The organism is Methylibium sp., assembly GCF_013817345.1.
In the GTDB taxonomy this organism is placed as follows: domain Bacteria; phylum Pseudomonadota; class Gammaproteobacteria; order Burkholderiales; family Burkholderiaceae_C; genus Methylibium.
Genome location: NZ_JACDCW010000070.1, coordinates 1 through 23,018, shown reverse-complemented (window position 1 = coordinate 23,018; position 23,018 = coordinate 1). Strand labels below are relative to the sequence as shown.

The following is a 23,018-nucleotide window of genomic DNA, read 5'->3' as shown; positions in this document are numbered from 1 at the left end:
CGTGGCCTTGACGGTGAGCAACGTGCTCCTGGTGCTGGACCGCGTGGTTTTCGAGAGCAGCGATCTGGCGACCTGGCGCCTGGCCGCCGGTCTGGCCGGGGTGCTCCTGCTCGTCGGCGGACTGATCCTGGAGGGCGACGCGTGAGTCCGCCGCCGAGCCGCCTCGAGGCGGATTGCGTTCCGGGCGCCGGGTGCACGCGCGGCTGCGAGTCGCACACCGCCGACGACACCGGGAGGACGGCATGAGCGGCGTGGCCAACGAGATGCTGCTGGGCGCGATTGCCGTGGCGTGCTTCGTCGCCGGCCTGCTGTTTTTGCGCTACTGGAACAGCACGCGCGACCGCTTCTTCGTCTTCCTCGCGCTGTCGTTCTGGATCGAGGCCGGCAACCGGGTGCTGATGGGCGTGCTGGGCGGCTGGACCGAAGCTGATCCGGTGCACTACACGATCCGGCTGGTTTCCTACGGGCTCATCTTGTTCGCCATCTGGGACAAGAACCGGCCGCGGCCGAAGTAGGGCGGCGGCCGGTGCGACCCGGCCACGCGACTGAATTGACCCCACGGTTCTGAGCCTTCGCTCCCCGGACTTGGCGCGGATCGCGTGTCGGGTGGCCGAAGGAAAAACCGGTGCGGCGCGCGCAAGACAAGCCGCACCGGTTTTCGCACAAAAGCGGCCGAGGCCGCCTTCGATCAGAGCGCGCCGTTGTCCCAGGGGCCGGTCACGGCAAAGGTGATGCCCGGGCTTTGGATGGCGAAGAACAGCCATTCGTTGTGGAAGGTCGCACCGACGAACTCGCTGCCGCGGCTGTCGGACGTGAACGAGCGGCCCGACGGCCGGTTGTAGTTGCCGACCGCGCCGCCCGCGCGGAAGTCGAGGTTGTTGGTGCAGAACGGGAAGTGCGTGCCGTCCAGCGTCAGGCCGTACAGCTCCTTCGGGTTGCCGCCGCCGTCCTCGCACAGGATCAGGCTGCCGCGCGGGCTCCAGGCGATGTTGTCCGGGCCGTCCACGTCGCCTGCGCCGCCCGCCGATTCAAACACCAGCGAGAAAGTCTCGCGGCGCGGGTCGTAGGCGAAGATCTGGCCCTTGCGGGCACCGCCGCCGCTGGTCGAGCAGACGTAGATCACGCCGTTGCCGTACCAGGCGCCCTCGCCGCGAACGATGCTCGAGGCGCCCTGCACGAGGCCCTGGGCGCGCACGCCGCCGTAGCTCGTGCCGGTCACGAAGGGCTTGTCCGGCTCGGCGATGTCGACCCAGCTCACGTCCCAGGTGGCGCCGGCCGGCTGGGCGACGCCGGTGTTGTAGTAGCCGTGGTTCACGCCCTGGAGGTCGATGCTGGCGTTGAAGGGCGCCGCCAGCTTCATCATCTGCAGCCTGCCGCCTTGCGCGGGGCGGCCCGGCACATTGGGAATGAAGCGGTAGAAGCCGCTGGGATTGCTGTCTTCCGTCTCGTAGATGATGCCGGTGACCGGATCGACCGCCGCCGCCTCATGGCTGAAGCAGCCCATGTCGGTGATCGGCACCGGGCGGGCCGGGCCCGAGGCGGGCACGTCGAACACGTAGCCGTGCTGCCTGGCGTTGCCGCTGTGCAGGCCGTTGCTCGACTCCTCGCAGGTCAGCCAGGAGTTCCACGGCGTCGGGCCGCCCGCGCAGTTGCGCACGGTGCCGGACAGCGTGGCCCAGTCGCTGACCCATTTCCTGAGTCGCGTGTTGAACACCATGTTGGTGGTGCCGCCCGCGGCCGTCGGGTCATACGTGAGCTTGGGGGGCGCGAAGGAGGTGCCGTTGCCCTGCTCGTGGTTGCGCACGATCACCACCTTCTCCGCGTCGGAGGCGACCACGGCCATGCCGTCGTGCGCGCCCGGCGTCGCGATGCCGTCGCTCATGACGTCGCCGCGCCAGCCGTGCGACCAGTACTTGAAGCCGGCCGGCAGGGTGAGCAGCGGCAGGCCGGTCACCTCGTCGGCCACCGGCGAGAGCGGGCCGTAGTCGGGGCTGTAGGGCAGCTCGACCGCCTTGGCTTCGCCGGACCCGAGCAAGGCGAAGGGCATGCCCACGCTCATGGTGGCCGTGGCGGCCACGCTGCTGCGCAGGAAGCCGCGGCGGCCGAAGCTCCAGTGCGGGTCCATTTCGCGCGTCGCATCACTCTTGGTGAAGTCGCGCATCTGGTCGATTGCATCGTCGCGTGTCGTCATGTGTCTCTCCGTGAAGGGGTGTTGATGGGGGACAGGTTCAATCGCGGCGACGCCCGCGCATCATGCCGGCCATCAGCGCCAAGCCGAGTGCCATCAGGGCGTAGGTCTGCGGCTCGGGGATCGGCGCCGAAACGGTGATGCGGTAATCGAGGCTGCCGCTGCCCAGGCTGTCGGCGTAATCGGCGACGGCGAGCACGAAGGGGCCGGTGCCGAAGATGTTGTCGAAGCCGACGGTCGCCGGCTCGCCGACGCCACCGAGATCGAACGGGCCGCTGCCGTCGGCGCCGGCGGCGAAGGTCGTGTTGAGCGAGCTCGACAGCATGTCGAAGTAGTTCGCGGTGTCGGTCTCGATGCCGTACCACACCCCGACGATCGGATCGAAGTCGGCCGACAGCGGCGTCACGGTGATCGACACCGGCTCGAGGAAGGGCACGCTGAACTGCCAGAACGACCAGTTGTCGCCGTTGCCGAAGGGGCCGCTTTCGGCCATCACCGAGCCGAACGCGGTGCTGCCAGCGCCGAGTGTTCCCGCAAAACTGATCGGCGCGGCGTGAACCGTGCCGGCGGCGAACAGGCCGGCCGCGAGCAGCGGCAGGGATGCGCGCCGCAAGGAAGTGAAAAAGGTCATGACTGGGGCTCCTGGGGGTGGAAGAGCCACGAGCTTGACCGCCGCATGTTCAAGGGCGATGGCGCCCGCCCCGTGCCGAACGGCCCAGCGCGGGACGTGCCGCCCCGCGCCGACCGTCACCTCTTCGTCATCGACGACGGCCCGTCGCTCCTGCCGGCAAACACCCGGGTGCTGCGTTCAGGGCAGGGTGGCGTCGGCGGCGCACGCCAGCAGGTCGAGGCTCAGCGCGCTGGCGACCGCCTGCGTGCGGTTCGCCGCACCGAGCTTGCGCAGAATCTTCTGCACGTGGTTCTTCACCGTCAGCGGACTGAGGCCGAGCTGCTCGCCGAGTTGCTGATTGCTCAGGCCCCGGCACAGGCCGGCGAGGATCTGTCGCTCCCGCGCCGAAAGTGCGGGGCCGCCGCTAGGGTGCGCGGCGGGCGCTCCGGGCTGGCGCAGTTCGCCTTCGAGTCCCTGGACGCGCCGCCAGGTCGAATGCACGAAAGGCATGAGCAGTTCCAGATGCAAAGCGTGCTGCACCGTGCTGCGGCCACCCGGGGTGGCGAACACGAACAGGCTTTCGATTTCGTGCGGGCGCTGCGGCCGCGACACGCCATGCACGAGCAGCTCGCCAATGCCGCAGCCCAGCAGCAGGTCGCGCTGCGCTGCGGCGCAATCCACGGCCGTGTGCGGGACGACCGGCGCCGCGGTGGCTGTCGACGCCAGCTCGATGCAAAGTGCGCGACAGCCTCCTTGCACCCAAGCGGCGCCGAGGCCGCGCATGAAAGGCGCCCGGCTGTCGCTGAGCAGTTCCAATACGGCGCCCGGCAGCACGACGCTGTGAAAGGCGTCGTGCACCAGCTCCTTGCGCTGGCGCTGGTAGGCGCCGCACACGACCACCTGGTGCGGCAGCAGGCGTTGCAGGGGACCCTGATTCCAGAGAAAGAAGTGATGCCGGCGGCGCACCTGCGGCGCTGCCTCGATCACGCGCACCAGCGCCTCGCATTGGGCGACCGACAGGCCGGCGGGTGGCCCTGCGTCGGGCGCCCCCGCTTCACGGTCCGTCTCATCGCTGGAAGGAAAGTGACTTGGCGGGCTTGCGCACAAGGGTTCTGAAGGCGGGAGCTCGGAGGGTGGCATTCGGTGTGCGCGCGGCGGGGGGGTCGGCAGACGAAGTCGTCAAGGCCGCCCAGGGTGCCGGCGGACACAGGCAGCGCACGGGCGGGGCGGACAGCCGGTCCGGCAGCCTAGGCGGCGGCAATGACGGCGTCGTGAACCGGCGCTGTTGCGCGGCGAAGCGACGCACTTGACGGCTTCTTTCCAAACCAGTTGAAAGTGCGCATCTCGCCCCTATAATTCGCCGCTAGCACTCACGTTCGTTGAGTGCTAACAGCTTTTTACGAACGATTTCGCCGGCGAACACGCTCGCAAGCCGGCGCCGATTCGTTCGGAGCAGCGCTCAAACACCGTCACCACCCCTTAGGAGATGCGAATGAAACTTCGTCCTTTGCACGATCGCGTGATCGTCAAGCGCCTGGAACAGGAAACCAAGACCGCCTCCGGCATCGTCATTCCCGACAACGCCGCCGAGAAGCCCGATCAGGGTGAAGTGCTGGCCGTCGGTGTCGGCAAGCGCAACGACAAGGGCGACCTCGTCGCTCTGAACGTGAAGGTCGGCGACCGCGTCCTGTTCGGCAAGTACAGCGGCCAGACCGTCAAGGTCGATGGCGACGAACTGCTGGTCATGCGCGAGGAAGACCTCTTCGCCGTCGTCGAGAAGTAAGCCGCACGGCTTCTTCGCACCTTAGTCAGCAACCCCGGAATTTCGGAGATTTACACATGGCAGCTAAAGACGTGATTTTCGGCGGCGACGCCCGCGTGCGCATGGTCGAAGGCGTGAACATCCTGGCCAATGCGGTCAAGGTCACGCTCGGCCCCAAGGGCCGCAACGTGGTGCTCGAGCGCTCTTTCGGCGCCCCCACCGTGACCAAGGACGGTGTCTCGGTCGCCAAGGAGATCGAGCTCAAGGACAAGCTCCAGAACATGGGCGCCCAGATGGTCAAGGAAGTCGCTTCCAAGACTTCGGACATCGCCGGTGACGGCACCACCACCGCCACCGTGCTGGCCCAGGCCATCGTGCGCGAAGGCATGAAGTACGTGGCCGCCGGCATGAACCCGATGGACCTCAAGCGCGGCATCGACAAGGCCGTCCTGGTCCTGGTCGAGCAGCTCAAGAAGCAGTCCAAGCCCACCACGACCAGCAAGGAAATCGCCCAGGTCGGCGCGATCTCCGCCAACAGCGACCCGTCGATCGGCAAGATCATCTCGGACGCGATGGACAAGGTCGGCAAGGAAGGCGTCATCACCGTCGAAGACGGCAAGTCGCTCGAGAGCGAACTCGAAGTCGTCGAAGGCATGCAGTTCGACCGCGGCTACCTCTCGCCCTACTTCATCAACAACCCCGAGAAGCAGTCGGCCACGCTCGAAAACCCGTTCGTGCTGCTGTTCGACAAGAAGATCAGCAACATCCGCGACCTGCTGCCCACGCTGGAGCAGGTGGCCAAGGCCGGCCGTCCGCTGCTGATCATCGCGGAAGAAGTCGAAGGCGAGGCCCTGGCCACGCTGGTGGTCAACACCATCCGCGGCATCCTGAAGGTCGTGGCCGTCAAGGCGCCGGGCTTCGGTGACCGCCGCAAGGCCATGCTCGAGGACATCGCCATCCTGACCGGCGGCAAGGTCATCGCCGAGGAAGTCGGCCTGACGCTGGAGAAGGTCACGCTGGCCGATCTGGGCCAGGCCAAGCGCGTCGAAGTGGGCAAGGAAAACACCACCATCATCGACGGCTCGGGTGCCGCTGCCGACATCGAAGCGCGCGTCAAGCAGGTGCGCGTTCAGATCGAGGAAGCGACCAGCGACTACGACCGCGAAAAGCTCCAGGAACGCGTGGCCAAGCTGGCCGGCGGCGTGGCGCTGATCAAGGTCGGTGCCGCCACCGAGGTTGAGATGAAGGAAAAGAAGGCGCGTGTCGAAGACGCCCTGCACGCCACGCGTGCGGCGGTGGAAGAAGGCATCGTGGCCGGTGGTGGCGTGGCGCTGCTGCGCGCCAAGCAGGCCGCAGGCGAGATCAAGGGCGACAACGCCGACCAGGACGCCGGCATCAAGCTGATCCTGCGCGCGATCGAGGAGCCCCTGCGCATCATCGTGGCCAACGCCGGCGAGGAGCCGAGCGTGGTCGTCAATGCGGTCATGGGCGGCAAGGGCAACTACGGCTACAACGCCCAGAACGGCGAGTACGGCGACATGATCGAGATGGGCATCCTGGACCCGACCAAGGTGACGCGCACCGCGCTGCAGAACGCCGCCTCGGTCGCTTCGCTGATGCTGACCACCGAAGCCATGGTGGCCGAGTCCCCGAAGGACGACGCTCCGATGGGCGGCATGGGCGGCGGCATGGGTGGGATGGGCGGCATGGGCGGCATGGACATGTAAGTGTTCTGCGACATCCGTTCGTGATGTTCGGCGCCGGGCTCGCCCGGTGCAGAAAAAGGGCCGCAGCGATGCGGCCCTTTTTTTGTGTTCACGGGCGCTTGGCGAGCCATCGAGGGATAGTTGCCTGCGGCGCCCGCGGCGCCCGCGCCGTAAGACAGCCTTGCCGTGATCGGTACGCAATGCGACGCACTGCAATACGAGCGGCGTCTCGGGTTCCTTGCGCAGCGTGGTCCAGCGCTCCGTCACGGCTGCTGCCGGCGCTGCAGAGTGCCCCGTCGCACTGTTGCGCTCGTCGCCGTCTGTGATAACGCGGCATGCGCAACAAGGACGCTCGCCGAGCCGGCGGCTGGTTCGTCATCGGGAGCGTCGCGGCATGCGTCATGGCGGTCTGCCCGGGCGGACAGGCGCAGGCCGTTTCTGCCGACGAGTCCTCGAAAGCCGCCGGCGTCGCAACCGCCTTGCTGTCGCCCGACGACACCGGTTTGCGCGAGGATCTTGCATGGCTGATCGATCGCCGTGTGCTCAGCCTGCCGTTGAGCACCTGGCCGCTGCCCGCTGCCCTGCTGGCGCCGGCGCTTGCGGCAGCGGGCGAGCGCAGCTGGCCAGCGGTCGATGCCGACGCGCTGGGGCGTGTCGAACGGGCCTTGGCGCGCCAGACCGCACCGGTGAGCGCTGGCCTGGATGTCAACAGCGCTCGCCATCCGGCGCTCGATGGAAACCCCGCAGCGGCCGGCGCGGCCGACGCCACCCTGAGTGTGCGTACGCATGGCGAGCGCTGGAGCGCGCGGCTGCAGATGAACGTACATGCCCATTCGCTGTCGAGCTCAGGGCAGCAGGGTTCGCTGTCCGGCTCCTATGTCGCGGTGGCGCTGCGCAGCACGCTGTTGAGTTTCGGGGCGGTCGACCGCTGGTGGGGCCCCGGCCGCTACACCAGCCCCATCCTGTCGAACGCAGCCCGGCCCTTTCCGGCCCTGACGCTGCGCCGGGCGCGCGACGACGCGCCGCAGCCGAACTGGCTGCGCTGGATCGGCCCCTGGGGATACGAGTTCTCGGTCGGCCAGTTGCGGCACTACGAGCCGGCCCGCACCCGCACGCTCGGACTGCGGCTGTACACGCGGCCTTTGCCCGGCCTGGAAGTCGGCCTGAGTCGCCACATCGAGTGGGGCGGGCGCGGCCTACCCGACGGGCTCCAGGCATTGCGCGACGCGCTGCTCGGCAACAGCAATATCGATGATCCGGAGCGGCGCGAACGCGAGGATCCGAGCAACGAGTTGGCGGGCTTCGACCTGCGGCTGTCGCACGTCGATTCCGGCGACCGTGCCTGGGTCGGCCATGTGCAACTGATCGGCGAGGACGAGGCCAACAAGCTGCCTTCGCGCTTCATCACGACCGCCGGGCTCCAGCTCAAGCACCCGTGGCGCAGCGGGCGGCTCGAATGGAGCGTCGAGGGCACCGACACCGTGCGCCGGCGCCTGCTCGGCCTGCTCGACGGCGGCCGGCGGCAAGCTGCTTATACGCACGGCGCCTATACCGACGGCTATTACCACCAGGGCCTGCCCATCGGCGCCCACTTCGGCGGAGGCGGTCGCATCTTCACGGGCGGTCTCAGCTGGGTGCCCGACTGCCGGCAAACCTGCCGCCGCTACCGCATGACGGCCTTCACCGGCAAGGTCAGCGAAAGAGAGCTGCAGCCGATCAACGCGAGTTTCGGTGAAACCGGTGACGTGCACGGCCTGTCGGCGCGCATGGAATCGCAGGCGCGCGGCTTCGACTGGTATCTGGGGCTCTCCGTGCAGCGCTACCGTGCCGGCCCGCGGCCCGATGCCGGCCTGCAGTTCGGCATCGAGCTGCCTTTGCAACGTTGAAGGCGACGCGGCCCGGGCGCTTCAGCGCGCCAGCGCCCCCGCAGGGCGCCGCCCCAGTCGTGGGCGACCACCGCAGCAACCGGTGCGCCGAGCTGCTCGATCAGCGCGGCAATGTCTTGCGCAGCGGCTTGGAGCGGTAAGCCTCGATCTCAATAGGCGCCGACGAGCCGGCGTAGCCGCGCAGATTGGGCGCCACGCAGCGAAAGCGGCCGGCGAAGCGGGCCAGCAGCTCGTCCTAGACGAAGGCGGCTTCCGGAAAGTCGTGCAGGAAGAGCAGCACCGGGGCGCCGGCCGGGCCGGCGGCGCGGCATGACAGAGTGACGCCGTTCGGCAGCTTGGTCTGAAAGCCTTCGATGACGGCGTTCATGCGCTTCTCCCGGCTGTGACCGGCGCAGTATCGGCCCGGCTCGCGCGCCGCCGCGTCACCCGCGCGTCACCGGTCTTCGCGCGAGGCGGCTTGCGGATGCACCCAGCCGTGCAGCGCCAGCGCCGCGTCGCCCAGGCCGTGCCGGCTCAGCGCCGAGAACAGGCAGATGCCGAGGTCCGACGCATCGGTGGCCAGTTGGCCCAGCACATCCCGCGCAGCCGTCATGGACGCGTCGGCCTCGCGGCGGTTGAGCTTGTCGGCCTTGGTCAGCAGCACCAGCAGCTTGATCTCGCCGGTGCCGATGCGCGGCGCCACGAAGGCGAGCAGTTGCTGGTCGAGTTCGGTGAAGCCAAGGCGGGAATCGACCATCAGCACCACGCCCGAGAGGCTGCGGCGCGACTCGAGGTACTGCGCCATCACCTGCTGCCAGCGCAGCTTGGCGCCGCGCGCCACGGCGGCATAGCCGTAGCCGGGCAGGTCGGCGAAGAAGGCGTCGGGCGCGTCCTTCGGCCCGAGCGCGAACAGGTTGATGTGCTGGGTCCGCCCGGGCGTCTTGGAGGCGAAAGCCAGTCGCTTTTGCTGCGTGAGCCGATTGATCGCGGTGGACTTGCCGGCATTCGAGCGGCCGACAAAGGCGATCTCCGGCAGTTCGTTCGCGGGCAGGTGGATGAGCTGCGCGGCAGTTGTGAGAAAGCGCGCGGTGTGGGTCCAGGCCAGAGCCAGCTTGGCGGGACCTTCGAGTTCCGCTTCGTTCGTGTTCATCCGCCATTGTAAAATCTGAGGTTGCTCGGCGGGCTCCTCCGCGAGCGACTCACTCCCCGACTCCTCCCCGCGCTCATGAAGTCTGCCCTGTCGCTCCTGCTGGCCGCTGCCCTGGTGTCTCCCGTCCTGGCCCAGCAGGCCAAGGCGCCGGCCCCGCCTGATCTGAAGAAAGGCGAGGCCACTGCAAGCTCCGTGTGCATCGCCTGCCACGCCTTCGATGGCTCGCGCGGCACCCCGGCCAACCCCATCATTGCCGGGCAGCATCCCGCGTACCTCGTCAAGCAATTGGTCGAGTTCAAGAGAGGCGTGCGGCCCAGCCCGATCATGCAGGGCATTGCCTCCACCTTGAGCGAAGACGACATGCGCAATGTCGCGGCGTTCTACGCCAGCATGGACGCCAAGCCCGGCTTCGCCAGGAACAAGGAAACGGTCGATCTGGGCGCGTCGATCTGGCGCGGCGGCATTGCGGCCAAGTCGGTGCCGGCTTGTGCGAGCTGCCACAGCCCTAACGGCGCCGGGATTCCCGTGCAGTACCCGGCCATGAGCGGACAGCATGCCGAGTACACGGCTGCGCAGCTCGAGGCTTTTCGCAGCGGCACGCGCAAGAACAGTGCGCAGATGATGGCCATCGCCGCGAGGCTGAGCGACGCGGAGATCCAGGCGGTGTCGGATTTCGCTGCCGGCTTGCGCTGAGACGCCTTAGCCAGGGCCGCCCAACTGCGGGCGCCCAGCGGTCTGAACGTGCCTTTGCGGCCTGATCGGCGGGAACCGATCCGCTGATCCGGCCGGGGGTTTCAACGCAAACTTCTGCGCACGTGGCGACTCGAAAGTCGACGCGAACTTTCACACCTCGGGGCCGGCTGTACGCCGGCCTTGAACTTTGCGGCCTTCGCACGCTCTTTCAACGGCCCCCGGATAATCGAGTCATGACCCTGAGCACCACCGGCATCGAACTGCCGACCCGCTCCCGCGGCCTTCGCGACGCGGTCGAATTGCTGTCGTCGATGCGCTTTTCGATCTCGCTGCTGACGATCATCTGCATCGCCTCGGTGATCGGCACCGTGCTCAAGCAGCACGAGCCGCTGAACAACTACGTCAACCAGTTCGGGCCGTTCTGGGCCCAGGCCTTCTCGGTGCTCGACCTGTACGCGGTGTACAGCGCATGGTGGTTCATGCTGATCCTGGCCTTTCTCGTCGTCTCGACCAGCCTGTGCATTGCGCGCAACACGCCCAAGATCCTTGTCGATCTCAGGACCTACAAGGAGCACCTGCGCGCCAGCAGCCTGAAGGCGTTTCACCACCGTGCCGAAGGCGTGGTGCCAGGCTCGCGCGAGGCCACGCTCGCCCACGTGAAAGCGCTGCTCGCGGCTGGCGGCTGGAAGGCCAAGGCCGAGGTGCGCGAAGGCGAAGACGGCGGCGTCATGGTGGCGGCCCGAAAGGGCGCCGCCAACAAGCTGGGCTACATCGCCGCGCACTCGGCCATCGTGCTGGTGTGCATCGGCGGGCTGTTCGACGGTGACCTGATCGTGCGCGCGCAGATGGCCTGGCAGGACAAGACGGCGTTCGCAGGCGGCGGGATGCTGCGCGACGTGCCCGCGGCGCACGTGCTGAGCGTCGGCAACCCGACCTACCGCGGCAACATCGGCGTGAACGAAGGCCAGCGCGGCAGCACCGCCGTGATCCAGATGAAGGACGGCGTGGTGCTGCAACCGCTGCCCTTCGACATCGAGCTCAAGAAGTTCATTGTCGAGTTCTACCCCACCGGCAGCCCGCGGCTGTTCGCCAGCGACGTGGTGCTGCACGACCGCGCCACCGGCGAAAGGACAGAAACGACGATCAAGGTCAACGAACCGGCGCAGCACAGCGGCGTGACGATCTACCAGTCGAGCTTCGAGGACGGCGGCTCGAAGCTGCGCCTGACAGGCTGGCCGCTCGCTGGCGGCACACCTTTCGAGCTCGAAGGCGAGGTCGGCGGCGGCACGCTGCTGCAAAGTCCCGGCGAAAAGACGCCGATGACCATCGAGTTCACCGGCCTGCGCGTGATCAACGTCGAGAACCTGGCGGCCGCCGATGCGCAGGGCGCGACCGACGTCCGCAAGGTCGATCTGGTCAACCGCCTGGAGCAGCACCTCGGCTCCGGCGCGAAGAGCGCGAACGACCAGGCGCTCAGGAACATCGGGCCGTCGGTCGGCTACAAGCTGCGCGACGCCGCCGGCCAGGCCCGCGAGTACAACAATTACATGAACCCGATCGTGCTCGACGGCCAGCGCGTGTTCCTCGCAGGCGTGCGAGAAGACGCCAACCAGCCGTTCAGCTACCTGCGCATTCCGGCCGATCAGGACGACAGCCTCGCCACCTGGATGCGCCTTCGTGCCGGCCTGCTCGATCCGGCCCAGCGCGAGGCCGCGGTGCAGCGCTATGTGACGCGGGCCGCACCGGACAAGCCGGAGATGGCCAGCCAGCTCGCCGTCTCGGCGCGCCGCGCGCTCGAACTGTTCGCCGGCGCCGAGCCGGGCAAGCCCGAAGGGCCGATGACCGGCGGCTTGCTGGCACTGTCCGACTTTCTCGAGGTCAATGTGCCCGAGGCCGACCGCCAGCGCACATCGGACGTGCTGTTGCGCATCATGAGCGGCACGCTGTTCGAGCTGCTGAATCTCACGCGCGAGCGCGCCGGTCTGTCGCCGCTGACGCCCGACGACAGCACCCAGGCTTTCATGACGCAGGCGGTGCTCTCGCTGTCGGATTCCTTCTTCTATCCGGCGCCTGTGCTGATGGCGCTCGACGATTACACCCACATCCAGGCCAGCGTTTTCCAGGTCACCCGTTCGCCGGGCAAGACGCTGGTCTATCTGGGCTGCCTGTTCCTCATCGTCGGCGTGTTCGCCATGCTCTACGTGCGCGAACGCCGGCTGTGGATCTGGCTGCAGGACGCGCCCGGCGGCGCCACCCGGCTGACCACCGCGCTGTCTTCCACGCGCCAGACGCTCGACGTCGACCGCGAGTTCGAACAGATCCGCGCCACCTTGTTGCCCGAGGCGAAGCCATGAACACCACCACGCAATCCACGCCCCTGCTGCTCGGCCAGCCCGGCTACTTCGTGCGCCGCACCGCCCTTGACTGGCTGTTCGCGCTGCTCGTCGTGGTGGGCGCCGGTTACGCCTTCAGCCGCTACGGCGCGCACATGGACGGCTACGAGAAGGGCATCCTGGCCGGCGCCGTGCCGTCGCTCATCGGCCTGGGTTGGTTCTGGGCCCCCTTGCGCGCGCTGACGATCGCGGTGGCACTGGCAAGCTTTCTCGCCATCGGCCTGTACAGCGGCACGAGCGACGGCTTCGGCGCCGACCTCGAGGCCGGGCAGCAGCTTTTCCTGCTGAAGTACCTGTTCGCCAGCCAGACCGCGATTCTGTGGATGAGCGTGCTGTTCTTCATGAGCACGCTGTTCTACTGGCTCGGCTTCTTTCAGAAGAGCGGCGCGGCCGGGGCCGAGCGCATCGGCTCGGTGCTGGCCTGGGGCGCCGTGTTCATGGGCCTGGTGGGCACGATGGTGCGCTGGTACGAGAGCCACCAGATCGGCGAGGGCATCGGCCACATCCCGGTCAGCAACCTGTACGAAGTGTTCGTGCTGTTCGCGTGGATGACGACGCTGTTTTATCTGTACTTCGAGGCGCACTACCTTGAGCGGGCCAAGGGTCGCTCGGCCGGGCAGGCCGACATGGGCGAGGCCAGCGTTCGCTCGCTCGGCGCTTTCGTGATGCTGATCGTGAGCTGCTCGGTCGGCTTCCTGATCTGGTACACGCTGGCGCGCGACGCGCAGCAGATCCAGCCGCTGGTGCCGGCCCTGCAGAGCTGGTGGATGAAGGTGCACGTGCCGGCCAATTTCGTCGGCTACGGCACCTTCGCGCTGGCCGCGATGGTGGCCTGGGCCTACCTGCTCAAGACTGCGAGCACGCGCGCGCTGCTGATCGCCTTCGTCGGCGTGCCGCTCGGTCTGCTGGCCGCGCTGGCTGCGTTCGCGAACTTCGGTGGCCTGCCGGCGGAGACCGTGACCACGCTCGGCAAGACCATGCGCATGGTCGGAGGCGCCGGCCTGTTCTTCGCGCTCACCCTGGCGCTGCGCCGGCCGATCACCGCCCGGCTGCCCTCGCTCGAGCTGCTCGACGACGTGATGTACAAGGCCATCGCCGTCGGCTTCGCCTTCTTCACGATCGCCACCGTGCTCGGCGCGCTTTGGGCGGCCGAGGCCTGGGGCGGCTACTGGAGCTGGGACCCGAAGGAAACCTGGGCGCTGATCGTGTGGCTCAACTACGCGGCCTGGTTGCACATGCGGCTGATGAAGGGCCTGCGCGGCACCGTGGCGTCATGGTGGGCGCTGGTGGGTCTGGCGGTGACGACCTTCGCCTTCATCGGCGTGAACATGTTCCTGTCTGGCCTGCACTCCTACGGCGAGCTGTGAGCTCAGCGGCGCGGCGGAGCTTCGCGGCGCGCGCTGCCGGGAACAATTCGGCGGAGGTCGCTGTCTACGCCGCCGGCGCTTGATCGCGCGGCGGCACCCCCGTTCACCGCTCGATTTCGCGCGGCTGCCCCTCCCGGTCGATCGCCACGTAGGTGAAGTTGGCTTCGGTCACCTTGCAGACCACCGGATCGGCCGGATTGCGCTCTGCGTACACCTCGAGGTGCACCGTCATGGAAGTGCGGCCGATGCGGTCGACCTTGGCATAGAAGCTGAGCAGATCGCCCACCGACACCGGTTGCTTGAAAATGAACTGGTTGACCGCCACCGTGACGATGCGGCCCCGCGCGATGCGCGCCGGCAGCACGGCGCCGGCCAGGTCGGCCTGCGCCATGATCCAGCCGCCGAAGATGTCGCCGTTGGCGTTGGCGTCGGCCGGCATCGGCATCACCCGCATCACCAGTTCGAGGTCGGGCGACACGTGAGCCAGGTTGGCACTCAGGAGCCCGGGCCGGTGTTTCGGTGTGTCGTTCATGGTGTACCGCCGCCTTTTCTCGATGTTCGAAGCTGTACTTCCGAAAGATTGTGATCCATGCGTCGTGAAACCCTGAGCGCCGCGTCCGCGCTGCCGCCCGACGCGGGCAGCAGCGCCGTGCCGGCGCCTGCGCGAGGCGACTGGGCCACGCTTTCCAAGCTGCTGCCCTATTTGTGGACCTACAAATACCGCGTGGTGGCCGCGCTCGCCTGCGTGATCGCGGCCAAGGCGGCAAACGTCAGCGTGCCGCTGCTGCTCAAGGAACTGGTGGATGCCTTGTCGATCCCGATCGGCGACCCGCGCGCCGTGCTGGTTGTGCCGGCCGGGCTCTTGCTCGCCTACGGCGCGCTGCGCTTGGCCAACACGGTGTTCACCGAACTGCGCGAACTGGTGTTCGCCAAGGCGACCGAGGGGGCGGCGCGCAGCATCTCGCTGCAGGTCTTCGAGCATTTGCATGCGCTCAGCCTGCGCTTTCACCTCGAGCGCCAGACGGGCGGCATGACGCGCGACATGGAGCGCGGCACGCGCGGCGTGCAGTCGCTCATCTCGTATTCGCTCTACAGCATCGTGCCCACGCTGGTGGAAGTGGGTTTGGTGCTCACGCTGCTCGCCGTCAAGTTCGATGCGTCGTTCGCCTGGATCACCCTGGCCGCGCTGGCGGCCTACATCGGCTTCACCGTGACCATGACCGAGTGGCGCACCCAGTTCCGCAAGCAGATGAACGAGCTCGACTCCAGCTCGCACAGCAAGGCGATCGACTCGCTGCTGAACTACGAGACGGTCAAGTACTTCAACAACGAAGGTTTCGAAGCGCGCCGCTACGACGAGAGCCTGGACCGGCTGCGCCGCGCCAAGCTCAAGTCGCAGTCGACGCTCTCACTGCTCAATACCGGCCAGCAGCTGCTGATCGCCTGTGCGCTGATCGCCATGCTGTGGCGCGCCACCGAGGGCGTGGTCGCGGGCCGGCTGACGCTGGGGGACTTGGTGATGATCAACGCTTTCATGATCCAGCTCTACATCCCGCTCAATTTTTTGGGTGTGCTGTACCGCGAGATCAAGCAGGCGCTGACCGACCTGGAAAAGATGTTCGGTCTGCTCGATCGCGAACGCGAGGTGCGCGATGCGCCGGATGCGACCGAGCTGCACGCGGATGCCCCGCCGGTCGTCCGGTTCGAGAACGTGAGCTTCGCCTACGACCGAGCCGACGGAGAACAGCCCGGGCTCGCGCGGCCGATCCTGCACGACCTGAGCTTCGAGATTCCGGCCGGCCACACCGTGGCGGTGGTCGGGCCCTCGGGTGCCGGCAAGAGCACGCTGGCGCGGCTGCTGTTTCGCTTCTACGACGTGGGCGAAGGACGCATCACCATCGCCGGCCACGACATCCGCGCGCTCACGCAGGCGAGCCTGCGCCGCTCGATCGGCATCGTGCCGCAGGACACCGTGCTGTTCAACGACACGGTGGCCTACAACATCGCCTACGGCCGGCCGGGAGCGACGCAAGCCGAGATCGAGGCCGCGGCTCAGGCGGCGCGCATTCACGGCTTCATTGCCTCGGCGCCGGCGGGTTACCAGACCATGGTCGGCGAGCGCGGCCTCAAGCTTTCGGGCGGCGAGAAGCAGCGGGTGGCGATCGCACGAACGTTGTTGAAGAACCCGCCCATCGTCATCTTCGACGAGGCCACGTCGGCGCTCGATTCAGCCAACGAGCGCGCCATCCAGGCCGAGCTGCAGACGGCGGCGCGCAACAAGACCGCACTGGTCATCGCGCACCGGCTGTCTACGGTGGTCGATGCCGACGAGATCCTGGTGCTGGAGGCGGGCCGCATCGTGGAGCGCGGCACGCATGCGGCACTCCTGGCCCAGGACGGGCGCTATGCGCAGATGTGGGCGCTGCAGCAGAGCAGCGCGGAAGGGGCGAGCAGCCCGGCGGGCGCCTGAACGGCCGCTGCGCGGGCCGCGCCTCAGGGGTTGCCGCTGCCGGAGGGTGGCGTGCCGGCAGGGCCGCCGGTGGGCTGACCTTCGCCGCCGGCCGGGCCGTCGTTCGCGGGCGCGCCGTCCGAGGACTTGCGCTTGGACTTCTCTTCCTTCTTGCGCTTCTTGGCCAGCTCGCGCTGGCGCTTCTCGTAGGAGTAGTTCGGGGTGGCCAATCAGCCCTCCTGGGAGTCAGTGCCTGCATGGTAACCGGGCAGGCTGCCGCTCAATAGCTGCACGAGCAGCTCGCCGGTGGTGACGCCGCGCGTGTGCGCGGCGAAATGCAGGGCGGTGATCAGATCGGCGGGCAGCTTGGTTGCAAAGGGCACCAGGCCGGCCGCCTGGTCCAGGCGGCGCTGCTCGCGTCGGTCGATGGCCGGCGCCGGGGCCGCGCCGTAGCGCACCGGTGTGCCAGACTGCGCCAGCTTGCCGACGATCTTCATCGCCTTGGTTTTCTCGAGGTCGGCTTTTTTCATTGCAATGGCTCCATGGCTATCAAATCAACGGTCTTCAAGGCCGAACTCCAGGTCGCCGACATGGACCGCGGCCACTATGGCACCCATGCCTTGACGTTGGCGCAGCACCCGTCGGAAAACGACGAGCGCATGATGGTTCGCCTGCTCGCCTTCGCGCTGCACGCGGCGGGCGACAAGGAAGAGGCATTGTCCTTCGCCAACGCCATGACCGACATGGACGAGCCCGATCTCTGGCGCCGCAGCCTCACCGGCGAGATCGAACTTTGGATCGACGTCGGCCAGCCCGAAGAGAAATGGCTCAAGAAGGCCAGCCACCGCTCGAATGAGCTCGTGCTCTATCTCTACGGACAGAAGGCGGGCCTGTGGTGGAGCCAGAACCAGGGTGCGCTGGCCAAGCTTGCCAAGCTGCGCGTGCGTCAGGTGCCCGCACAGGCGAGTGCCGCGCTGGCGCTGCTTGCGCGGCGCACGATGCGGCTGCAATGCACCGTGCAGGACGGGCAGGTGTGGCTCGGCGACGGCGAGGAAACGGTGGCGCTGGAACTGCTGGAACTGAAATCCGCGGTCTTGCGCTGAATTGCGCGTTGCGTGCGCGGGCCGCAGCTTGGCGCCCATGACCGCTGGCTAAACTGCCTCGCGTGGAAACCAAATGGCTGGAAGACTTCGTGAGCCTGGCCGAGACGCGCAGCTTCTCTCGTTCGGCGCAGTTGCGCCACGTGACGCAGCCCGCTTTTTCGCGCCGCATCCAGGCGCTCGAAGCCTGGGCCGGCACCGACCTCGTGGACCGCTCGTCCTATCCGACCCGGCTCACCCCGGCCGGTGAAACCTTTCAAGCCCAGGCGCTGGAAGTGCTGGCTTCGCTGCAGGCCACGCGCAACCTGATGCGGGGCCACCGTGCGGTCGGCTCCGACATGATCGAGTTCGCGGTGCCGCACACCCTCGCGTTCGCCTTCTTCCCGCACTGGGTCATGGAACTCAGGCGCGAGTTCGGCGAGATCAAGAGCCGGCTGATTGCGCTCAACGTGCACGACGCGGTGCTGCGCCTGGCCGAAGGTAGCTGCGATCTGCTGATCGCCTATCACCACCCGGCCCAGCCGCTGCAGCTGACTTCCGAGCGCTACGAGATGCTTACCCTCGGCGAGGAATCGCTGCGCGCCTACGCCAAGGCCGGCCCCGACGGCGAGCCGCTGTTCCGCCTGCCCGCACGCCCTCACGAGCGCCGCGTGCCCTACCTTTGCTACGCAGCGGGGGCCTACCTGGGACAGATGGTCGACCTGATCATCAAGCAGGCAGCCGGCACCGTGCCGCTCGACCCGATCTACGAGACTGACATGGCCGAAGGCCTCAAGGCGATGGCCCTCGAAGGCCACGGCCTGGCCTTCCTGCCGGCCAGCTCTGTGCGCAAGGAACTGCGCACGCGCAAGCTCGTGCCGGCGGCCCCCTCGGGCAGCTTCGAGCTGACGATGGAAGTGCGCATCTACCGCGAACGCCCCGAGGTGGCCCGGCATGCCAAGGCCGGCGTGCCGCTGCTTTGGGAGCATCTGCGCGGAAAGGCGCGTGCGGCGCCTTGAGGCGCGAAAAGCCGGCGACGCCTGAAGCGCTTTATAGATGCACCCGCCGCATGAGCGGCGCCATGATCGGCATTGGCACGCAGACGCAGCTCGAAGCTACAGTGCCGCCGGCATCGAAGGGCACTTGCAGCCACGCCCGATTGACCTGCTGAGGTAAGCCCTGAGGCAGTGAGGCGCGCGCTTTGCTTAAGCTTCGAGCGCGGCGGCCACTCAGGCGGTGCCGCGCTTTTTTAATGCGAGGCGCCATTCGGCGTGAATGACGGCGCACCGGGTGCGCGAGGCACGGGAGGCCGCATTGGGTAATTGGGATTGGCAGGTGTTCTGCAAGGACACCATCTACGGCGAAGTGTCGCCGCGCTGTTTCGGCAGCGAAGGCGCCATCACGTATCTCGACTGGATGCTCTCGGCCTGGGGTTGGACGCTCTCGGTTTCGGTGCTGGCCTTGATCGTGGCGCTCACGACCGGCTCGCTGGTGGGCATCTTGCGCACCGTGCCGGACCGGCGGCTGGTGCTGTTCGGCAACGCCTGGACCGAACTCTTTCGCAACATCCCGCTGCTGGTGCAGATCTTCCTCTGGTACTACGTGATCCCGGGCATCTTCACCCCGCTGCGCGAGTTGCCGAGTTTCGTGTTGGTGGTGTTGGCCCTTGGCTTCTTCACTTCGGCGCGCATTTCAGAGCAAGTCAAGGCCGGTATCCAGAGCCTGCCGCGCGGTCAGGGCTACGCGGGCCTGGCCGTCGGCCTGACCTTGCCACAGACCTACCGCTACGTGCTGCTGCCAATGGCGTTTCGCATCGTCATCCCGCCGCTGACCAGCGAATCGATGAACATCGTCAAGAACTCCTCGGTCGCCTTCGCGGTCAGCATTGCCGAGCTGACCATGTTCGCGCTGCAGGCGCAGGAAGAAACCTCGCGGGGCGTCGAAATCTACATGGCGGTCACGGGCGCTTATTTCGTTTCGGCCTTCTTCATCAACCGCGTGATGCTCATCGTCGAAAACCGCGTGCGCGTGCCCGGCATGATCGGAGGCGGCCAATGATCGCCTCGCTGGATTTCGGTTTCCTGAACTGGGGCATCGTCTCCAACTTCATCCTCAAGGGCCTGGCCTTTTCGGTGCAGCTCACGCTCATCGCCATGATCGGCGGCATCTTGCTGGGCACGGTGCTGGCGCTGATGCGGCTGTCGGGCAAGCCCTGGCTGGTGATTCCGGCAGCCGCCTACGTCAACACGCTGCGCTCGATCCCGCTGGTCATGGTGATCCTGTGGTTCTTCCTGCTGATCCCGCTGCTGATCGGCCAGCCGATGGGCGCGGAGATGTCGGCCATCATCACCTTCACCGTGTTCGAGGCGGCCTACTACTCCGAGATCATGCGCGCCGGCATCCAGTCGGTGTCGCGCGGTCAGGAGCATGCCGGCTATGCGATGGGCATGACCTACGGGCAGACCATGTGGCTGATCGTGTTGCCGCAGGCCTTCAGGAACATGCTGCCGGTGCTGCTCACGCAAACGATCATCCTGTTCCAGGACACCTCGCTGGTCTATGCGATCGGCGCCTACGACCTGCTCAAGGGCTTCGAGGTCGCCGGCAGGAACTTCAACCGCCCGGTCGAAACCTATCTCGTCGCGGCGCTGGTGTACTTCGTCATCTGCTTCAGCCTGTCGATGCTGGTGCGTCGGCTGCAGAAGAAGATCGCCATCATCAGGTAAACGCTCTTCAACCCTTCACTCCGGAACCTTGAATGATCGACATCAAGAACGTCTCCAAGTGGTACGGCAACTTCCAGGTGCTGACCGACTGCACGACCACCGTCAACAAGGGCGACGTGGTGGTGGTCTGCGGCCCCTCGGGCTCGGGCAAGAGCACGCTGATCAAGACCGTTAACGCGCTGGAGCCTTTTCAGAAGGGCGACATCGTCGTCGATGGCATTTCCGTGTCCGACCCTAAGACCGACCTACCCAAGCTGCGCAGCCGGGTCGGCATGGTGTTCCAGCACTTCGAGCTGTTCCCTCACCTGTCGGTGACCGAGAACCTGACGCTGGCGCAGATCAAGGTGCTCAAGCGCAGCCCGGACGAGGCGATGAAGCGCGGGCTAAAGATGCTCGACCGCGTGGGCCTGAACGATCACAAGGACAAGTTTCCCGGCCAGCTCTCCGGAGGCCAGCAGCAGCGTGTGGCCATTGCCCGGGCACTGTCGATGGACCCGATCGTGATGCTGTTCGACGAGCCGACCTCCGCACTCGACCCCGAGATGGTGGGCGAGGTACTCGACGTCATGGTCAAGCTGGCCCAGGAGGGCATGACGATGATGGTGGTGACGCACGAGATGGGCTTCGCGCGCAAGGTCAGCCATCGGGTGATCTTCATGGACGTCGGCAGGATCGTCGAAGATTGCAACAAGGAGGATTTCTTCGGCAGCCCCGAGGCGCGTTCGCCGCGGGCGCGCGATTTTCTGTCGAAGATCCTGCAGCACTGAGACGCTCGGGGGAGGGCCGCCGAATGCGCCACGCTACGTTCATCGCCATGCACATCGCCATGCCAGGCTGCGACCATGGCTGACGTGCGCGCCATGTGCGCCATCGGCCTGAGCGGTCAGCTCGGCCTGCGCGGGCAACTGCCCTGGGAAGGCGACCGGCGGCCCGAGTTCAAGGCCGATGCGGCGCGCTTCTTCGACGTGACGCGCGGCCATGTGCTGCTGGCCGGCCCGCGCACCGTGGCTTCCGTGCCGGCCTTCGCCCTGGCCGACCGCACGGTGGTGGCGATCCGCTCCGGCGACGATCCGCAGCAATTGATCGACCGCTTCCCGGGCCGCGTGATCTACATCGGCGGCGGCCCGCCCGTGTGGAGCGCCTACGCGCGTTTCATCCGTCACTGGGACATCACCCGGCTGCCCTACGACGGCGAGGCCGACCGCTGGTTCGACCCGGCCTGGCTGCTGACCGGCAAGGCGGCGGCACCGCACTGAGCTGCGCCACGGGGCGGGCCCCGCCCATGCGGTGGGCGAGAATCCCGCGGATGAGCGCAGCCACCTCTTCGCCCACGCCCGGCCTGACGCTGACCCGCCCGGACGACTGGCACCTGCACCTTCGCGACAGCGCGGCTCTCGCGGCCGTCATCGGACACACCGCCCGCCAGTTCGCCCGCGCGATCGTCATGCCCAACCTCAAGCCGCCGATCACCACGACGGCCTTGGCGCGGGCCTACCGCGAGCGCATCCTGGCCGCGCGGCCTGCCGGCTCGGACTTCGAGCCGCTGATGACGCTCTACCTCACCGACAACACCTCGGCCGACGAGATCCACCGCGCGCGCGAGGCTGGCGTGGTGGCGGTCAAGTACTACCCGGCCGGCGCCACCACCAACAGCGACGCCGGCGTCACCGACCTGGCGAAGACGCACAAGGTGCTCGAGGCGATGCAGCGCGAAGGCCTGCCGCTGCTGGTGCATGGCGAGGTCACCGATGCCGAGGTCGATCTGTTCGACCGCGAGGCCGTCTTCATCGACCGCCAGCTGATCCCGCTGCGCCGCGATTTGCCCGAACTGAAGATCGTGTTCGAGCACATCACGACCCGCGAGGGCGCGCAGTACGTGCTTGCAGCCGACGCCCGCATTGCCGCTACCGTCACGCCGCAGCACCTGCTCTACAACCGCAACGCCATTTTCACGGGCGGGCTGCGCCCGCATTTTTACTGCCTGCCCGTCCTGAAAGCCGAGGTGCATCGGCAGGCGCTGGTCACCGCCGCCACCTCGGGCAGCCCGAAGTTTTTTCTCGGCACCGACAGCGCCCCGCATGCGGTGCACCTGAAGGAGCACGCCAGCGGCCACGCCGGCTGCTACACCGCCTTCAGCGCGCTCGAGCTCTATGCCGAAGCCTTCGAGGCGGCCGGTGCGCTCGACAAGCTGGAAGGCTTCGCCAGCTTCCACGGCGCCGACTTCTACGGCCTGCCGCGCAACACCGGCACGGTGAGCTTGCGCCGCGAAGCCTGGACGCTGCCCGAGAGCCTGCCCTTCGGCGACGCCGCCTTGAAGCCGCTGCGCGCCGGCGAAACGCTGGCCTGGCGGCTGCTGGACTGACCTGGAGACCGAGATGGACGACCTGACCCGTACCGCAGTGCTGATCGACGCCGACAACGTCAACGTGGAGGTGGTGGCCGAAGTGCTGCGCCGCCTGGACGACGGCACGCGCCGCCTGCAGCACCGCCGCGCCTACGGCAGCCTGCAGAAAGCCGGCGAGTTCGCGGCCCTGAGCCAGGAACACGCCATCCGCTTCCTCATGACGACCTACGCGGGCACGAACGGCACCGATGTCGCGCTCGCCATCGATGCGATCGAGCTGGCGGTCAACGAGCCGGTCGACGAGTTCGTGCTCGTCACCTCCGACTGCGACTTCCTGCCGCTTGCCGCGCGGCTGCGCGAGCTGGGCTGCCGGGTCTGCGGCTTCGGCCAGGAGGGCAAGTCGGCGCGCAATGTCAGCGTCGATTATTTGCGCGTGTACGACGAGTTCACGGTGATCCCGGGCTCCGCCGCCAAACCGAAGCCTGTGTCGCGCAGAAGCGCGGCAGCCCGGCCGGCTGTTGCGGCCGTGCGCGCGCGCGAACCCGACATGCCGCCCGCGACCGTCTCCATGCTGCATCCGCCGGCCGACGAAGAGATCCGCCGCATCCTCGAGGCCGTGCCGGCCCTGCTGGACGGCAAGAAGGTCGAACTCAGCACCGCGGCGACGCAGCTGCGCGCGGCGCACC

General features: G+C 67.5%; 24 protein-coding genes and 1 pseudogene. 17 read left to right on the top strand and 8 right to left on the bottom strand.

Annotated features, from left to right (window positions below; translation table 11 throughout):
* Nucleotide 1 precedes the first annotated feature (1 nt).
* Together H0W40_RS13520 and H0W40_RS13515 are read left to right on the top strand one after the other, a co-directional pair.
* Nucleotides 2–145 carry a DUF5985 family protein gene (locus H0W40_RS13520; protein WP_367153819.1) on the top strand — a complete coding sequence of 48 codons (144 nt, stop codon included), beginning with the start codon at nucleotides 2–4 and terminating at the stop codon, nucleotides 143–145.
* Nucleotides 146–242: 97 nt separating this feature from the next.
* Entirely contained in the window at nucleotides 243–515 is a 273-nt protein-coding gene (locus H0W40_RS13515) for a DUF5985 family protein (protein WP_292446993.1), read from the top strand.
* 173 nt (nucleotides 516–688) lie between these two features.
* Here H0W40_RS13515 and H0W40_RS13510 read toward each other — a convergent pair whose 3' ends face one another.
* From H0W40_RS13510 to H0W40_RS13500, 3 genes are all read right to left on the bottom strand, one after another.
* Nucleotides 689–2,191: an alkaline phosphatase PhoX gene (locus H0W40_RS13510; protein WP_292446992.1), complete on the bottom strand. Its 1,503-nt coding sequence runs from the start codon at nucleotides 2,189–2,191 to the stop codon at nucleotides 689–691.
* Between the two features lie 37 nt (nucleotides 2,192–2,228).
* Nucleotides 2,229–2,819, bottom strand: coding sequence for a PEP-CTERM sorting domain-containing protein (locus tag H0W40_RS13505; RefSeq protein ID WP_292446989.1), 591 nt, complete (start codon nucleotides 2,817–2,819; stop codon nucleotides 2,229–2,231).
* A gap of 177 nt (nucleotides 2,820–2,996) precedes the next feature.
* Nucleotides 2,997–3,905 carry a LuxR C-terminal-related transcriptional regulator gene (locus H0W40_RS13500; protein WP_292446988.1) on the bottom strand — a complete coding sequence of 303 codons (909 nt, stop codon included), beginning with the start codon at nucleotides 3,903–3,905 and terminating at the stop codon, nucleotides 2,997–2,999.
* A 385-nt stretch (nucleotides 3,906–4,290) separates the two neighbouring features.
* Between H0W40_RS13500 and groES the strand changes: the two genes are divergently transcribed.
* From groES to H0W40_RS13485, 3 genes are all read left to right on the top strand, one after another.
* Nucleotides 4,291–4,581, top strand: a complete 291-nt coding sequence (gene groES / locus H0W40_RS13495) for a co-chaperone GroES (RefSeq protein ID WP_292446985.1) — start codon at nucleotides 4,291–4,293, stop codon at nucleotides 4,579–4,581.
* A 56-nt stretch (nucleotides 4,582–4,637) separates the two neighbouring features.
* Nucleotides 4,638–6,287, top strand: coding sequence for a chaperonin GroEL (gene groL, locus H0W40_RS13490; protein WP_292446984.1), 1,650 nt, complete (start codon nucleotides 4,638–4,640; stop codon nucleotides 6,285–6,287).
* 314 nt (nucleotides 6,288–6,601) lie between these two features.
* Nucleotides 6,602–8,152 (top strand): capsule assembly Wzi family protein, encoded by a 1,551-nt coding sequence (locus H0W40_RS13485; RefSeq protein WP_292446981.1) that lies wholly within the window; start codon nucleotides 6,602–6,604, stop codon nucleotides 8,150–8,152.
* 41 nt (nucleotides 8,153–8,193) lie between these two features.
* On the opposite strand, the pseudogene H0W40_RS13480 reads toward H0W40_RS13485, so the two are convergent.
* Both H0W40_RS13480 and yihA read right to left on the bottom strand, forming a co-directional pair.
* Nucleotides 8,194–8,519: pseudogene (locus H0W40_RS13480) on the bottom strand (alpha/beta fold hydrolase); the annotation flags it as partial.
* Between the two features lie 66 nt (nucleotides 8,520–8,585).
* Entirely contained in the window at nucleotides 8,586–9,281 is a 696-nt protein-coding gene (gene yihA, locus H0W40_RS13475) for a ribosome biogenesis GTP-binding protein YihA/YsxC (protein ID WP_292446979.1), read from the bottom strand.
* Nucleotides 9,282–9,356: 75 nt separating this feature from the next.
* Between yihA and H0W40_RS13470 the strand changes: the two genes are divergently transcribed.
* The 3 genes from H0W40_RS13470 (at nucleotide 9,357) to ccsB (ending at nucleotide 13,734) form a co-directional block, all read left to right on the top strand.
* On the top strand, nucleotides 9,357–9,974 hold the full coding sequence (locus H0W40_RS13470) for a c-type cytochrome (protein ID WP_292446976.1): 618 nt from the start codon (nucleotides 9,357–9,359) through the stop codon (nucleotides 9,972–9,974).
* A gap of 233 nt (nucleotides 9,975–10,207) precedes the next feature.
* On the top strand, nucleotides 10,208–12,328 hold the full coding sequence (locus H0W40_RS13465; protein WP_292446974.1) for a cytochrome c biogenesis protein ResB: 2,121 nt from the start codon (nucleotides 10,208–10,210) through the stop codon (nucleotides 12,326–12,328).
* Nucleotides 12,325–13,734, top strand: a complete 1,410-nt coding sequence (ccsB, locus tag H0W40_RS13460) for a c-type cytochrome biogenesis protein CcsB (RefSeq protein WP_292446973.1) — start codon at nucleotides 12,325–12,327, stop codon at nucleotides 13,732–13,734. Before H0W40_RS13465 ends, ccsB begins: the two co-directional genes overlap by 4 nt.
* A 103-nt stretch (nucleotides 13,735–13,837) precedes the next feature.
* Here ccsB and H0W40_RS13455 read toward each other — a convergent pair whose 3' ends face one another.
* Nucleotides 13,838–14,188 (bottom strand): acyl-CoA thioesterase, encoded by a 351-nt coding sequence (locus tag H0W40_RS13455; protein ID WP_292446994.1) that lies wholly within the window; start codon nucleotides 14,186–14,188, stop codon nucleotides 13,838–13,840.
* A 135-nt stretch (nucleotides 14,189–14,323) separates the two neighbouring features.
* On the opposite strand from H0W40_RS13455, the gene H0W40_RS13450 reads away from it, so the two are divergent.
* On the top strand, nucleotides 14,324–16,204 hold the full coding sequence (locus H0W40_RS13450) for an ABC transporter ATP-binding protein/permease (RefSeq protein WP_292446971.1): 1,881 nt from the start codon (nucleotides 14,324–14,326) through the stop codon (nucleotides 16,202–16,204).
* A gap of 23 nt (nucleotides 16,205–16,227) precedes the next feature.
* Here H0W40_RS13450 and H0W40_RS13445 read toward each other — a convergent pair whose 3' ends face one another.
* Together H0W40_RS13445 and H0W40_RS13440 are read right to left on the bottom strand one after the other, a co-directional pair.
* Nucleotides 16,228–16,413 (bottom strand): hypothetical protein, encoded by a 186-nt coding sequence (locus H0W40_RS13445; RefSeq protein ID WP_292446968.1) that lies wholly within the window; start codon nucleotides 16,411–16,413, stop codon nucleotides 16,228–16,230.
* On the bottom strand, nucleotides 16,414–16,713 hold the full coding sequence (locus H0W40_RS13440; protein ID WP_292446966.1) for a hypothetical protein: 300 nt from the start codon (nucleotides 16,711–16,713) through the stop codon (nucleotides 16,414–16,416).
* A 12-nt stretch (nucleotides 16,714–16,725) separates the two neighbouring features.
* Between H0W40_RS13440 and H0W40_RS13435 the strand changes: the two genes are divergently transcribed.
* The 8 genes from H0W40_RS13435 to H0W40_RS13400 all read left to right on the top strand — a co-directional run.
* Complete coding sequence (locus H0W40_RS13435) at nucleotides 16,726–17,286, top strand: YaeQ family protein (RefSeq protein WP_292446963.1); 561 nt, start codon at nucleotides 16,726–16,728, stop codon at nucleotides 17,284–17,286.
* Nucleotides 17,287–17,348: 62 nt separating this feature from the next.
* A complete protein-coding gene (locus H0W40_RS13430) occupies nucleotides 17,349–18,281 on the top strand; it encodes a LysR substrate-binding domain-containing protein (RefSeq protein ID WP_292446962.1) in 933 nt (310 codons plus the stop codon).
* A gap of 256 nt (nucleotides 18,282–18,537) precedes the next feature.
* Nucleotides 18,538–19,320, top strand: a complete 783-nt coding sequence (locus tag H0W40_RS13425; protein ID WP_292446961.1) for an amino acid ABC transporter permease — start codon at nucleotides 18,538–18,540, stop codon at nucleotides 19,318–19,320.
* A complete protein-coding gene (locus H0W40_RS13420; RefSeq protein ID WP_292446958.1) occupies nucleotides 19,317–19,988 on the top strand; it encodes an amino acid ABC transporter permease in 672 nt (223 codons plus the stop codon). Before H0W40_RS13425 ends, H0W40_RS13420 begins: the two co-directional genes overlap by 4 nt.
* A 32-nt stretch (nucleotides 19,989–20,020) precedes the next feature.
* Entirely contained in the window at nucleotides 20,021–20,755 is a 735-nt protein-coding gene (locus H0W40_RS13415; RefSeq protein WP_292446954.1) for an amino acid ABC transporter ATP-binding protein, read from the top strand.
* Between the two features lie 75 nt (nucleotides 20,756–20,830).
* On the top strand, nucleotides 20,831–21,244 hold the full coding sequence (locus tag H0W40_RS13410) for a hypothetical protein (RefSeq protein WP_292446953.1): 414 nt from the start codon (nucleotides 20,831–20,833) through the stop codon (nucleotides 21,242–21,244).
* A gap of 50 nt (nucleotides 21,245–21,294) precedes the next feature.
* Nucleotides 21,295–22,350 carry a dihydroorotase gene (pyrC, locus tag H0W40_RS13405; protein ID WP_292446952.1) on the top strand — a complete coding sequence of 352 codons (1,056 nt, stop codon included), beginning with the start codon at nucleotides 21,295–21,297 and terminating at the stop codon, nucleotides 22,348–22,350.
* A gap of 13 nt (nucleotides 22,351–22,363) precedes the next feature.
* Nucleotides 22,364–23,018, top strand: a 655-nt coding sequence (locus H0W40_RS13400) for an NYN domain-containing protein (protein ID WP_292446949.1), incomplete at its 3' end; no start/stop codon positions are given.

Excerpts from the sequence above, each read along its gene's own strand:
- H0W40_RS13425 (WP_292446961.1), top strand. The coding sequence starts at position 18,538 with ATGACGGCGCACCGGGTGCGCGAGGCACGGGAGGCCGCATTGGGTAAT.
- H0W40_RS13415 (WP_292446954.1), top strand. The coding sequence starts at position 20,021 with ATGATCGACATCAAGAACGTCTCCAAGTGGTACGGCAACTTCCAGGTG.
- H0W40_RS13410 (WP_292446953.1), top strand. The coding sequence starts at position 20,831 with ATGGCTGACGTGCGCGCCATGTGCGCCATCGGCCTGAGCGGTCAGCTC.
- H0W40_RS13450 (WP_292446971.1), top strand. The coding sequence starts at position 14,324 with ATGCGTCGTGAAACCCTGAGCGCCGCGTCCGCGCTGCCGCCCGACGCG.
- H0W40_RS13485 (WP_292446981.1), top strand. The coding sequence starts at position 6,602 with ATGCGCAACAAGGACGCTCGCCGAGCCGGCGGCTGGTTCGTCATCGGG.
- H0W40_RS13440 (WP_292446966.1), bottom strand. The coding sequence starts at position 16,713 with ATGAAAAAAGCCGACCTCGAGAAAACCAAGGCGATGAAGATCGTCGGC.
- H0W40_RS13505 (WP_292446989.1), bottom strand. The coding sequence starts at position 2,819 with ATGACCTTTTTCACTTCCTTGCGGCGCGCATCCCTGCCGCTGCTCGCG.
- H0W40_RS13515 (WP_292446993.1), top strand. The coding sequence starts at position 243 with ATGAGCGGCGTGGCCAACGAGATGCTGCTGGGCGCGATTGCCGTGGCG.
- yihA (WP_292446979.1), bottom strand. The coding sequence starts at position 9,281 with ATGAACACGAACGAAGCGGAACTCGAAGGTCCCGCCAAGCTGGCTCTG.
- H0W40_RS13465 (WP_292446974.1), top strand. The coding sequence starts at position 10,208 with ATGACCCTGAGCACCACCGGCATCGAACTGCCGACCCGCTCCCGCGGC.
- ccsB (WP_292446973.1), top strand. The coding sequence starts at position 12,325 with ATGAACACCACCACGCAATCCACGCCCCTGCTGCTCGGCCAGCCCGGC.
- H0W40_RS13470 (WP_292446976.1), top strand. The coding sequence starts at position 9,357 with ATGAAGTCTGCCCTGTCGCTCCTGCTGGCCGCTGCCCTGGTGTCTCCC.
- H0W40_RS13420 (WP_292446958.1), top strand. The coding sequence starts at position 19,317 with ATGATCGCCTCGCTGGATTTCGGTTTCCTGAACTGGGGCATCGTCTCC.
- groL (WP_292446984.1), top strand. The coding sequence starts at position 4,638 with ATGGCAGCTAAAGACGTGATTTTCGGCGGCGACGCCCGCGTGCGCATG.
- H0W40_RS13455 (WP_292446994.1), bottom strand. The coding sequence starts at position 14,188 with ATGCGGGTGATGCCGATGCCGGCCGACGCCAACGCCAACGGCGACATC.
- H0W40_RS13510 (WP_292446992.1), bottom strand. The coding sequence starts at position 2,191 with ATGACGACACGCGACGATGCAATCGACCAGATGCGCGACTTCACCAAG.
- pyrC (WP_292446952.1), top strand. The coding sequence starts at position 21,295 with ATGAGCGCAGCCACCTCTTCGCCCACGCCCGGCCTGACGCTGACCCGC.
- groES (WP_292446985.1), top strand. The coding sequence starts at position 4,291 with ATGAAACTTCGTCCTTTGCACGATCGCGTGATCGTCAAGCGCCTGGAA.
- H0W40_RS13435 (WP_292446963.1), top strand. The coding sequence starts at position 16,726 with ATGGCTATCAAATCAACGGTCTTCAAGGCCGAACTCCAGGTCGCCGAC.